This is a genomic window from Butyrivibrio sp. INlla16 (assembly GCF_900104155.1).
GTDB lineage: Bacteria > Bacillota > Clostridia > Lachnospirales > Lachnospiraceae > Butyrivibrio.
On record NZ_FMYB01000004.1, the window covers coordinates 45,772 to 58,003 of the forward strand.

The window sequence follows — 12,232 nt, forward strand, 5'->3', positions numbered from 1 at the left end:
AACTCATCTCCTGTCTGTTTAAGCAGCTTTATCCTCAGAAGATTCTGAGAACTTGGTGGAAATCGCCTTATAGATCTTGGTGTCCTTAGGGAACCTGTCTATAAACGGCAGAATGACATTTCCATAAAAAATAAGTCCTTCACCTTCTCCCGAATGTGTTACATACGAAAGCTGATGCGGACTTATATTCAGCTGCTTGGCAAGAAGCTGTCTGTCACCAATAGCCTGATTAAGCATGATAATAAAGTCTGAGTTTTCAAAAATATTGGAAACTTCAGCACTTGCAAGAAAGTCTTTGACGTTCTGTGTAACACCTGTCGGGATGCCTCCCCACTTACGGAATCTCTTCCAGATTTCCACTGTGTAGGCTGCAGTCTGTTCCTCACGTAATAGCAAGTGCATCTCATCCATGATATACCTTGTGGATCTTCCCATTTCCCTGTTGGCTGAAACTCTGCCCCATACCTGGTCCTGAATAATAAGCATACCTATCTTCTTAAGCTGCTTACCAAGATCCTTGATGTCGTAGCAAACAAGCCTTGAATTGATATCCACGTTTGTCCTGTGGTTGAACACGCTGAGCGAACCACTTACATAGATTTCAAGAGCAGTCGCAACATACTTGGCTTCCGGTTCATCCTGTTTTAAAAGCTCATTGTAAAGGTCTTCCAATATCGGAATGTTCTCCGGCACAGGATTCTCAAGGTATTTCCTGTAGACCGCCCTTGTGCATCTGTCGATGACTGTTCTTTCTGTAGGCTGCAGACCATCCCTTGAACCCATGATAAGCTCCATGAGCGAAAGGATAAAATCAACCTTCAGCATGACCGGGTTATCATCATCAGAATAGTTCATGTTGATATCCATGGGATTTACATACTGCGTGGATGTAGGACTGATCCTTATCACCTGACCGCCAAGGTAATCCACCAGAGCTTTGTACTCCTGCTCAGGATCCGAGATGATGATGTCATCGTCTGTTACAAGGAAAGAATTTACAATCTCCCTCTTTGCAGCGAAAGACTTACCGGAACCTGGTGTACCAAGGATAAGTCCGTTAGGGTTCTTAAGCATCTTTCTGTCTACCATGATAAGGTTGTTTGAAAGTGCATTAAGTCCATAATAAAGAGCTCCCCTGTGATCCTGGAAAAGCTCCTGTGTGGTGAAAGGCACGAAAATAGCTGTGCTTGAAGTTGTCATACCACGCTGGATATCAACTTCGTTATATGCAAGAGGAAGTGTGCTTACAAAGCCCTGCTCCTGCTGGAAATCAAGTCTTATCAGATTACAGGAATGCTTCTGTGCTATGGATGAAGCCTGGAATAAGTTATTATCCAGCTCTTCCTTTGTCTTTCCTGTATTCATGATAAGGAAAGTCAGAAGGAACATTCTCTCATTCTGTGACTGCAATTCCTTAAGAAGTGCCTTTGCATCCTTGCCATAAGTCGCAAGATCACTTGGTATGATCTCCATATCATATCCGGCTCTTACTGCCTTTTTCTGTTCCTCTATCTTGCTTCTGTCAAGCTCAGTGATCGTGTGCTTTACAGTCTTAATAGCCTCGTTCTGGTCTACTGACTTAAGATGCATTGTGACGATCTGACTGGATTCCATTCCAAGGAAATCCGCAAGCATCCTGTCGCTCACATCGGAAGCATCGATTGAAAGAAAGCTCATGGCACACCATGTATCTCCCATCTTGAAATATCTTCCATTAGGAAACTCAAATGAGCTTGGAGCCACGAAGTCTTTTACTGAAAGACCGCTGCCAGCAAGATACTTCCAGTCGAAATGGAACTTTGCATTATCTCCCATATGAGTCTGTCTGTGCATGAGTTCAAGTCGCTGTGCACCGTTAAGAGTCTCAGCTATTACTCCCAGACGTTTGAAATTGTTAAGGATATCCATTTCAATATGGATCAGCCTTGGTTTAGCGGACTTCATTGAATCCGCATGGATACCGAAAGTAATATACTTTACTTTTGTAAGTCCGTTATTACCTGCCTGCATGTTCTTTAAGAGTATTCCAGAATACTCATCCCTTACATCGTTGAACCCGTCTTCCTGATGGGGAATTGCTATCTTTTTCTCAAAATCCCCTATCTCTGTTGCGAAGTTCATGAATGAAAGCTGGAACTGAACCGAACTGTCAAAGAAGTTCAGAAATCCACACCATTCCTCAAATATCTCTGTTTTATCCTCCTGCTGTGCAAGCTGGTAGTTGATGTCCTGGAACTGTATCGTCTTTGTGTAGAAATCCCCTCCTACTCTGCAGATACCATCCGGGAACATTCTCTCAAAAGGAAGTGTCTGCTGGGCTGATCTTGGAGTCCCATCGTCCTTCCTTGCATTTTTTATGATTACTTTTACTTCTTCCTGTTGTTTTCGTGATAATCCTTCGGGCATTTTAAATTCCCTGGAATTATCTTTTTTCTTCCATGGAAGCACGAACAATTTTCTCCACCTCCTTCTGCGTAGCAGCACATCTCTCCAGTGCTGCATAATAGTTATCCGTTTTGTACGGACGTTTCTTTGGTCTTATGAAAACGGCCTGTATAAAATGGCCAAGATAAACTTCCAGAGGTCTTCCGTTCTTTTCATAAATGGCAAAAAAGAATATCGGCATCATAAGTACCATCATTCCCATTACTGCCACATTGACCGCAGCCACGCTCTTTATAAGAAAAAATGACGGTACTCCTATGAGTGCCGCCACTGTAAAACATATGAGCTGTCTTTTGGTCAGATTCAAGAACACCTTGCTTTTGACCTTTGTTAAGTCTCTTGGCACGCTTATGTACGAAGCTGCCATATCTGTTACTCCTTTCCCTTAAATACACTGTAATACCGACTTTGCAACTGTGCTTGTCTTAAATAGGGACAATGCAAGCAGAAGCGTATAGCCCACAACTCCCCAGAGGGATCCGACTATATCTCCCGAAAATGCTATGGACTGTATAAGCACCGCGTAGATACCAACACATATCATGATTAAAAATCCTTGGAAACCAAGGGCAAATAGACTCTTCACGTAGTTCATTCCCAAAGCACTCTGCTCCCTGTTTCCGAATGTTGCAAATGGGATTGGAGCCATGGAAACGTACATATAGATCTCGATCATCCTCACATAAATGATCACGAATATTATCTTGGATAATATAAGGGTTGTTATGAAGATGATGGACACCTGAAAATACAGTCCGAAAAGTTCAAAAATATTCATGGCTTCAAGCGTGGACTGCAGTGATGAAAGTGCAGAGGAATCTATTGCTGTGGAAGCAGCTATGACTCCACCCGCGCTTGATATCACATGATTAGCCACATCAAATACAGCCATTGCAAAATCAAAGGTGTGTGTGATGATCTCCACTGCAATTGCTGTCTTGAATATCCACTTGAAGATAAACCATGTCTCGAAGTTCGCCAGATTGTTGTAGCTGATTATAAGTTGTATCAGCTCATAACACGCGACAAACGTCAGTATTATGCCTGCAATCGGCATTATCACATTTTCCGAAACATTCCTTACCATGCCAAAGACCGATGGTGAAAAAGCCGATGGGGTCATTGCAACATCAGAAGCAATACCACTGACTTCATCATTCACATATCCAAACATGGTCTGGAACAGCGTCATAAGGGAAGGGATTATGTACTCTTTGAGATGTTCTTCCAGTTCCTGCCATACTCTTTCCAAAATATCCCTCCTGTTTCTTCTGCCAGCTTACCGCTGGACTTTTAATTGTTTGTTGAATCAAAAAAGGACTGGCTATGGGATTTCCCACACGACCAGTCCATGAAAGTATTTACTATATTCAGTTGTCATTATCTTTCAGGATGCAGGCTTTCCAGGTTACTTGGATGACTTTTTACCCACACTTGCTTTCTTCATTATGCTTTCGACCGCTTTATCATCTACTGTGGTCAGATCAAGCATCAGATATTTAGGGGCATTATTTTTAAGGATAAGAGCAGATCCATGCTCTTCCACTATCTTCGTAACTCTGGAAAAGTTGTGATTTACATCAGTGATTGAAACAAGCGTCTTCGTGTCTATATTCATGATAGTACCTGCCTTTCATGAATATAGTAGCACGAATTATACGCATGGTCAAATCAAAGAAGTCCTGCAAGAAGAGGTACTACTGTAGTACCGATAAGAGCGACACCGCCGCCAGCCATGAGCTGCTTCATTCCCTGTGATTTTGCACCGGGATTGTCGTTGCCGTAACCCTCAAGAAGGTTGATTCCGCCCCACACACCGAGGCCTGCGCCGAGGGCGATTACGATTGTCTGCAATGTTGTGATTGAACTCTGAAAAAATGCCATAGTAGCTATTATTCTACCGTACTATAATAGCCCTTTAAATATCTATAGGTATTATAGCACAGTATCTCCTTTCTGCAAATAGTTTTTGTTTGTCAGCGACACCACTCGTTTTGCTGTGATGCCGGTTAATAGTTGCTGCCGGAAATCCGTCGACTAATTCCCGGCGTGTGGCCACACCTGCCCTTTTACAGGCGTTTATAGGAAAAAGCCTTTAGAGCCACGCCCTTTATCGACGTAGCAATAGACCTTAATCCTCATCTGTTACCTCAATGACTTCATATTCGTCATCAGGTTTAAGAACTACTCTGTGGCTAAGGAACTTCTCCACATCAAACCAGTTCTTTTTATCTGCATCCGCTGTGTACTTGTAGTTCGGATGCTGCGTAAGATCATATTTGTCTGACAGGAAAGGTCTTACGCCCCTTACCTGCACAATACATTTTGAGCCATCCATTACGGAAAGCTCATCAATGCTCATAAGGTCATGACCAAGCTTCTGGTAATTCATGTTGTAGCTTGGCTGGCTTCCCCTGGACTCACCTGTGTTATACATATCAATGGTCTCTTTTCCGAGAGTAGCGTTTATATCTTTAAGCGTTGACTGCTCGGATCCTCCAAGGAATATCTGCGAATCGCAGTTTGCACAGATGGTCTCTGCATTGTCCTTGTATATCGCCTTCAGCTGTGACTTTGCCTGCAGAACCAACGCTGCTGATATCTCACGGCTTCGTATGGTAGCCATGAGCTTTTCCAGGTTAGGTATCTGGCCGATATTCGCCGCCTCGTCAATGAGGCAGCGAACGTGTACCGGAAGCTTACCCCCATACACATCATCAGCCTTTTCACAAAGAAGGTTGAACAATTGGCTGTAGATGATACTGATAAGGAAATTAAAAGTACTGTCCGTATCTGACATGATAAGGAACAGTATCGTCTTCTTATCCCCAAGCGTATCAAGCTCCAGCTCATCATAACTCATAACTTCACGAACCTGCTCAATGTCAAAGCAGGCAAGCCTTGCACCGCATGAAACCAAAATAGATTTCGCAGTCTTTCCGGCAGCTAATTTGTATTTGTTATACTGCCTTACTGCGAAGTGATCAGGATTCTTTTTCTCAAGCCTTGAAAACAGGATATCCACTGCATTCTGGAATGATTCATCATCCTCCCTTACCTCCATGGAATTGATCATTTCAACAAGTGTATTAAAATTCCTCTCTTCCTCAGGAGCCTCATAATAGATCATGCCGATAAGTGCTGTATAAAGCAGCTTCTCGGCTTTCTCCCAGAAAGGATCTCCGGGAGTGCCCTCACCCTTGGTATTTGCCATGAGTGTTGTTACAAGCTTCAATATGTCAGACTCCGAATGGATATATTGGAACGGATTGAAATGCATGCTCTTCTTGAAATTCACAGTATTGAATATTTTTATCCTGTAGCCAGCCTGTACAAAAGCGTTACCAACTTCATTGATGACGGTTCCCTTGGGATCAGTCAATACATAGGAACTGTGGAACTGTAAGAGATTCGGTTTTATGAAAAACCTTGTCTTACCGGAACCAGAACCACCTACCACAAGGACGTTCTTATTCCTTGCAAGTTTGGGATCCTTTGGCCGGTTGTTCATGGTAATGCGTTCTGTCTGTGACAGGATCACATTATTTTCAAACACCGGGTCCTCAAACGGTTCTATATCCTCTTGTTTTCCCCATCTCGCTGATCCATACTCCTGTCCGTGGCGAAAGTTTTTGGCATTCTTACTTTTGATATAGACTGCAAGCCTAAGACCTGCTCCAAAAGCAATGCCAATACATAGGTCAAAAGGATGAATGCTGGGAAGCATGTTTGCAAATGCCTTACTAAGGCCACCATAAAGGACAAGTCCCTGGACCTTTTCAGACATATTGCTCCCCCAGGCTATTCTCCATGCTTCACCAAGATTGGTACAGAAAAGCCCCACAGCTACATACGGGATATTAAGGATGATTTTCTTCTTTACCTTTCTGTTCACCTGACTTTCTCCTTAAATCTCGTCTTTACCTTGCGAGGTTTCTTTGAGATTTCTTCCTTAAGCTTACGGAGCTGCTGGACAAGGCTGGGCTTTTCTTTCTTCTGCCCTCTTTTTACGATTTCTGCAGAATACTCTTTTACCACAGCTGTAATAGCATCCATGTCCTTAGCCTTGAAAAAGCACATATAACGAGGCGGATCTGCTGTCTTGTCTTTTACAATCGCAAAATCCACTCCGTATTTGTTAGCAATTTTCTTGAAGGTTCCGATGCTCTCACCGCTTACTTCCATGCTTGAAGCACCCTGCCCCTGTTTAATAAGTTCCTTTACCGTCTGCTTACCTTCTTTCGGAGCATTATGTCTCTTTTCATGGTTCCTCATATAGATCTTTATTCCCTTTATGAGGCCACTCCCGGAAACTCTGGCAACATTTATCACAAACCTTATGGCTTCCTTTGAAGTCTCACCATTATTCATAGGCAGTTACCTCATGCAGCTTCGCCATAGTCATGTTCAAGCGGAAATGCTTTAAAGCTGACTGATGCGCAGCTCAGCTTTACAAGACTCCTCTCAAACAGAGTTCTTATCGCCTTTATGTCCAAATCTGAAAGTTCCTTTATCCTGGAATCTCTGCCCGTCTTCATAAACACGGCACTTCCCACAAGATAGTTCCCAAACTCTGTATATACTATGGCTTTGCTCGAAAATACCATCATATAATCATCACAAAGAGAATATGCCAGTCCATCATCCCCCAGAGCCTCCAGCATCCTGTCTAACTCTCTGGTACTCACTGTACGAAAATTACTATCCGTTCCTACCACAAGAGCCATCGGATTACTGATATCGCTCTTTATTTTTCTTGTGTTCCCCGGAAACTGGATTATCTTGTCATTGACCGGATCCAGCTCTATCTGTATTTTTAGCTCTTCCATCTTTAAGCCGCCTTTCTTGAATTTCTATGTTCGTCCATGATCTTAGCCATGCATGGATAGCAGAATGGTTTTCCTGTTCCATATGAACAAGGCGTTTTACAATTCTGCGGCTTGATCCCTCCCTGCGGAATTGGATTCAAATCCCTGCAGCTAAACCTTGAACAGTTCAGCGCTTTTCGCTCCTGAGCCTTCCTTTTGTTGGCTCTCTGACGTTCTCTGCCTTTACTCATCCTCTTCTCTCCCCGTTCTTAGAAAATGTCTTTAAAAACAGCGCCAGGCTTAGTGTGCACATCAGCCCGGCGCCGTTATCTTATTCCCATATTAGTGAATGGTTTTATCAGAGTGTTGCTTCACCCTTTGTCTTAGTGCCGATTTCAGCAGCATCCTTGTGAGGTGTCTTTGCCGCCTCATCCTTGGCTGCCTTAAGGTCTCCAAGAAGTGACTTCTTCTCAGAAGCTTCGTGAATCTTTGTCTCCTTTTCAGCCTGACGCTCTACAAACTTCTCACCAAGCTCAAATACCTTGTCCTGAGCATCGTAGTGATATACGTTGTCTGTGAGCTGGTCTGCAGGATCCACAGTTGTGGCATTTACCTCTTTTACCATGTTCTCAAGGCTCTTGAGGTCAAAGTTGCCATTGTCAGGGATGATCAAAAGCTCATGTATAGAGCTGGGCAAAATGAAGAAGCTCTGACCTCCAACTCTTTCAGAAGCCTTGTCCATGAAATCCTCATAAGCCAGAACTCCGGCTCCGTGAACGTTTCCTTCTACAGATGCAACAAACATCTGCTCCTGCTCAGGTGGAATGTTAAGACCAAGCATCTCAAGGTCCTCAACTCCCATCTGCTTGGCAAGTACTTCTGCCATGCCCTCGATAACAAGAGGTCTGATCTCAGGAGCATTCTTCACAGCATCCTCATGGAGCTGGTCTGCAGTGATTCCGTAATTATCTATCATCTGATTTGTCACAAGGATTGTTCCTGTACCCTGGGCTGTATCTCCGATCACGAAGCGATAAACCACTGACATGTCCTCAATATCCTTATGAGGAACAGTCTCAAGCAGGTCCGCATTTCTGTCTTTGGAAACAACCTCCATGGCAAGTGAATCCTTCATCTTGCTGTAATCACTGAATGCATCCACATCAAACTCAGGTCTGGACTTAAGAGCGTTGTCCGCCATATCAGCAGATCCCTCTACAATAGAATCGTAAGATCTTCCGTCCTCATACTCCTTGTAAAGAGCTGTTGCGTTAAGATTTACTCCGATGATGCTGTCCTCCGGCTTTACAGTGATTGCCTCGTAGGTCTCGTTCATCTTATCTACAGTTCTGGTCTCTACCAGTGTGTCTCCACCGTTTCTTGCATCAAGCGCTTCCTTAACGTCCCTTACCAGATTCTCTTTAAATGTTTCAAAATCCATGTTGTTTTCCTCTCTCTTTTCAAATAATTATTGGCACGAAAAAAGCACCGGTCATGACGCATTCGTCACAACACAGTGCCGGAACAAAAACATATTCTTTTGCAAAAGAAAAACGCCTCGTGGTTCGGACTTCATTTTGTAATCCGTATCACTTGGCGCATTATAATAATATCATGCCTAAAATCGATTGAAAAGTGACGAGAGGGGTAAACTTGGGGTAATATCAGGGTAAACTTAGGGTAAAGTTGAGGTAAACTTTTCAAAAATTTTTTCACCTATCTTCATTAATCCAAGAAATAGAATTTCAATTACGATAATTTTTTATCCAAAACCTCTTTACATTACTTTTTCATTTTGATAAATTGTTACATGCGTCAATTCACAGGCGCGGTTATTACGATCGTAATAATCTTCATTCCACACACATAACACACTTACACACAAGAACTATAACTATTTTCACGAAAGGAATATCTATGTTTACATTCGAAGATCTGCAGGCAATGCAGTACACATTTTTTGTCCCTTTTTCAAAGCACAATCTTAAATCCGGTAAGATCAATTATGATCCTGAAAAACAGTATTTCACTGTACTATCTAGAGATGGCAGAAGCATGGAACTTCAGTCCAACAATACCGGTCACTGCTGGAAGCTTGTCTATGAATATGGTGGCTATACCTTTTACCACAAACATCATATCGAAGAAGAATACCACTACCAGACCGATCTTGGCACCCTCTACGATACTATCCTCTATATTGTCGGCCATGACGAATACCAGATGAGAAACAGAAATACCATAAGCGTTGATGAGGAAAAGAGAAGCGATTCATACTTCTGGAGGCTGATTGATACTTATGGAATTGTGGCATAAAGAAAGGCTCCAAAGATTCATCTCCTTGAAGCCTCATTACTTATTTTTATCGTCCAAACAATTCATCAAACTCTGGTAAAGGTCCTAGTTTTTCTTCCAAAAGTAATGCTCCCTTTTTCGAGCAATTATATTTATCCAGATATGCATATTCTCCGCTCTGTCCAGAATAAATATTTGCAGGAAGCTCTATCTCCTAAAGCCCTTGCAACAAATGAATTATGACGCTATTGCCTTAATTACTCCAGCCACTCCGCCAATAACACCACCGATAACAGCGCCAACTATCATTCCAGGGATTCCAAGTAAATCACCGCCTATATCACAGCCCGTGTCCATACCTTCGCCAAGACAGTCTACAACAATATCTCCAAAATCCTTTTTCAGACTTTCAGAATATTTGACATCCTCATTGTAGGCCCAATTAGCGCTATCATTGTTTAGATTTTCAGCGATAGTCAGCCTCTTTGCCTTTGGCGCCGCCTTTACAATGTGGTAGAGAAGCTTTGTAAGATTGTAAGGCTTTCTCTGAACTCCATTCTCTGAATATCCTGCGCAGTAACATACAGGCTTAAGGTCAAGACCAGTGTTTTCTTTGATTCTTGCTCTGACAGACGCTGCCTTTTTCTTCAAAAACGTTTCAAGTACATCATCCGGCTTGTTATTCTCAGAATCCCAATGTGTGCCTTTCATAGCTATATCTGACTGGTTCAATGCGATTACAATCTTCTTACTTGCCAGGTCTCCAAATTCTGGGATGAGAATATCATTTATGATGGTATAGTAGTTTCCGAGATCCTTTGAAGATGCATCCACAACCATGATTACCAAATCAATAAGCTGCTCACCTTCAGAATCTTTTTCCTGTAGTTTTAGGAGAATCTCATCTGCTATTTCCTGATCTTTCTCAACTCCATCTCCCAAACCTGGTGTATCCCAAACAGTAAGATTATCAAGCTGGAACTCCGTAACCTTCCTAGTCTCCGGATCAACTCCTTCGCCCACCTTTGCAACGCTCATATCAAATAGAGCATTTACTGTAGAGCTCTTACCGCTTCCCGTTGCTCCAACAAGCATTACATTCAACTGTTGTTTTTTAAGTTTTGCCAGCTTCTTAAGCTTCCTCTTCTTTGCCTCATCTGATATATCCATCGATTTGATTTCTTCTTCTATCAGTGAATATATGCTCTTTTTAGTTTCTGTAGTTGATGTGCCACTTGTGGTTGAAGTAGTGGCCTTCTCTTCTGAATTCATGTTCTCCGTATTCATGATTCCCTCCTCGTTATAATCTTGCAAGCACTTCTTTTCAGTGATTATTGTGCTTTAACTGTGTTTTATATATGAAGGATAACAAACAAGGCAGACAAAATTAGTCCACACAAAATATATTTTTTGTCCCTCATTAAGCATATGAAATCTTCTTACCTTTCCTCTCTACTGAAACAGTCTTATTCCGTCCGAGCCAAAACGATTTCCATAAATCCTCGACTTGAGAAGACTCCTTCAATCCCGTTTTGCACCACAACGCAAAATGCTCGCAGTTATTTAAAGCAAGATTATACTTAGTTTCACCAATTCTTGATTTTGCTCTCTCAACCGTTTCCTTTGCTGAATAAAGATGATATCCCTTCAAATTCCTCATTGCAGCTTTCAGTCCCGGAATAAGATTCACTGTTTCATATGCATTCCTATTATCAATATCATTGAGATTTACACATTCATGTACAGGATCCGAACCGTCCTCAGGGAAATGTATAATTTCATAACACGTATCTGTCTTAAGAAACTCTGAAAAATCTGCCTTATGTATATTACAAGCTCCAGCTATTCCATCTTTTTCTTCTTGTGCAAAGTGTATAACTTTACCGTACCCTATATAAACAGCATAGTGTGAATAAATACCGCCATACCTCTGAACTGCTAATATATCGCCTTTTTTGCATCCCTTCCATGGTTTAATTAGTTTATCGAAAAAATCATTCATTTCATCGCAAGCCCCCCAAGCCATCCTGATTCCCTTTTCATTCAATATTCGTGCATGCCCAGTGATGCTGTGCTTCTGAAGTTTCCAACCTTTTTCACTTCTGGAAGTATCCCAAAAGATTTCTTTGTCCATAACTTTTAATGGTATATTTGCTAACATCTCCATACTGACTTCCTCAAAAATAAACTACCAACATCTATGTTTTTGATGATTCAAGTATAAAAAAATCAGTGGACACAAAGTGTCCACTGATTGCAAAAAAACATTACTCTTCAAACGCCTAATATAAAGCTGCTAAAAATTCATCTATACCATATTCAGAATGATAGGACTCACCAGTTTCATGATCCCAAAAGACAACCTTTTCCTTTGATAAATCATAACAGAAATAATTACCAAACGAATCTATTCCAAAAGGTAATAAATCCTTATCTGTAACCACCTCTAGAGCTGTAAATACTGTATCTACATCCTTATCATCTTTATTAAAAGATAGAATTGCCCCAACAACTCGCTCGTCACTTCCCATCATTACTTTATAATTATTTGGAGTTGCTGCATTGCCTTCAATTATTATTTTTTTCAAATCTTCCGGAATCTTTATTTTTCTCTCTTTTTCAATCTCTGAAAAGACTTTTTTATCTTTAAGATCAATTTTATATTTCCATTCTATGCTCATGTG

Annotated in this window: 14 protein-coding genes; 1 reads left to right on the top strand and 13 read right to left on the bottom strand. The window is 41.7% G+C overall.

Annotated features, from left to right (window positions below):
* Nucleotides 1–18: 18 nt before the first annotated feature.
* From BLR42_RS03035 to BLR42_RS03080, 10 genes are all read right to left on the bottom strand, one after another.
* Nucleotides 19–2,406, bottom strand: coding sequence for a VirB4-like conjugal transfer ATPase, CD1110 family (locus tag BLR42_RS03035; RefSeq protein WP_026494174.1), 2,388 nt, complete (start codon nt 2,404–2,406; stop codon nt 19–21).
* A 16-nt stretch (nt 2,407–2,422) separates the two neighbouring features.
* The gene (locus BLR42_RS03040; RefSeq protein ID WP_091866560.1) at nt 2,423–2,812 is read right to left on the bottom strand and encodes a PrgI family protein; all 390 of its coding nucleotides are present in this window, start codon (nt 2,810–2,812) and stop codon (nt 2,423–2,425) included.
* An 18-nt stretch (nt 2,813–2,830) separates the two neighbouring features.
* Entirely contained in the window at nt 2,831–3,697 is an 867-nt protein-coding gene (locus BLR42_RS03045; RefSeq protein ID WP_091866562.1) for a VirB6/TrbL-like conjugal transfer protein, CD1112 family, read from the bottom strand.
* Nucleotides 3,698–3,853: 156 nt separating this feature from the next.
* On the bottom strand, nt 3,854–4,063 hold the full coding sequence (locus tag BLR42_RS03050) for a hypothetical protein (protein ID WP_091866564.1): 210 nt from the start codon (nt 4,061–4,063) through the stop codon (nt 3,854–3,856).
* 53 nt (nt 4,064–4,116) lie between these two features.
* Nucleotides 4,117–4,329: a Maff2 family mobile element protein gene (locus BLR42_RS03055; RefSeq protein WP_026494173.1), complete on the bottom strand. Its 213-nt coding sequence runs from the start codon at nt 4,327–4,329 to the stop codon at nt 4,117–4,119.
* Nucleotides 4,330–4,576: 247 nt separating this feature from the next.
* Nucleotides 4,577–6,340, bottom strand: a complete 1,764-nt coding sequence (locus BLR42_RS03060; RefSeq protein WP_091866567.1) for a VirD4-like conjugal transfer protein, CD1115 family — start codon at nt 6,338–6,340, stop codon at nt 4,577–4,579.
* Nucleotides 6,337–6,816: a PcfB family protein gene (locus BLR42_RS03065; RefSeq protein ID WP_091866569.1), complete on the bottom strand. Its 480-nt coding sequence runs from the start codon at nt 6,814–6,816 to the stop codon at nt 6,337–6,339. Before BLR42_RS03065 ends, BLR42_RS03060 begins: the two co-directional genes overlap by 4 nt.
* Before the next feature lie 11 nt (nt 6,817–6,827).
* A complete protein-coding gene (locus BLR42_RS03070) occupies nt 6,828–7,274 on the bottom strand; it encodes a hypothetical protein (protein ID WP_091866571.1) in 447 nt (148 codons plus the stop codon).
* 2 nt (nt 7,275–7,276) lie between these two features.
* Nucleotides 7,277–7,504 (bottom strand): hypothetical protein, encoded by a 228-nt coding sequence (locus tag BLR42_RS03075; protein WP_022766320.1) that lies wholly within the window; start codon nt 7,502–7,504, stop codon nt 7,277–7,279.
* Between the two features lie 107 nt (nt 7,505–7,611).
* Nucleotides 7,612–8,694, bottom strand: coding sequence for a DUF5688 family protein (locus tag BLR42_RS03080; RefSeq protein ID WP_091866574.1), 1,083 nt, complete (start codon nt 8,692–8,694; stop codon nt 7,612–7,614).
* A 476-nt stretch (nt 8,695–9,170) separates the two neighbouring features.
* On the opposite strand from BLR42_RS03080, the gene BLR42_RS03085 reads away from it, so the two are divergent.
* A complete protein-coding gene (locus BLR42_RS03085; protein ID WP_091866576.1) occupies nt 9,171–9,569 on the top strand; it encodes a hypothetical protein in 399 nt (132 codons plus the stop codon).
* 216 nt (nt 9,570–9,785) lie between these two features.
* On the opposite strand, the gene BLR42_RS03090 is transcribed toward BLR42_RS03085, so the two are convergent.
* The 3 genes from BLR42_RS03090 to BLR42_RS03100 form a co-directional block, all read right to left on the bottom strand.
* Nucleotides 9,786–10,835 carry a GTPase family protein gene (locus BLR42_RS03090; protein ID WP_091866578.1) on the bottom strand — a complete coding sequence of 350 codons (1,050 nt, stop codon included), beginning with the start codon at nt 10,833–10,835 and terminating at the stop codon, nt 9,786–9,788.
* A 133-nt stretch (nt 10,836–10,968) separates the two neighbouring features.
* Nucleotides 10,969–11,715, bottom strand: a complete 747-nt coding sequence (locus BLR42_RS03095) for a lecithin retinol acyltransferase family protein (RefSeq protein WP_139165097.1) — start codon at nt 11,713–11,715, stop codon at nt 10,969–10,971.
* 115 nt (nt 11,716–11,830) lie between these two features.
* A complete protein-coding gene (locus tag BLR42_RS03100) occupies nt 11,831–12,229 on the bottom strand; it encodes an SMI1/KNR4 family protein (protein WP_170832620.1) in 399 nt (132 codons plus the stop codon).
* Nucleotides 12,230–12,232 lie beyond the last annotated feature (3 nt).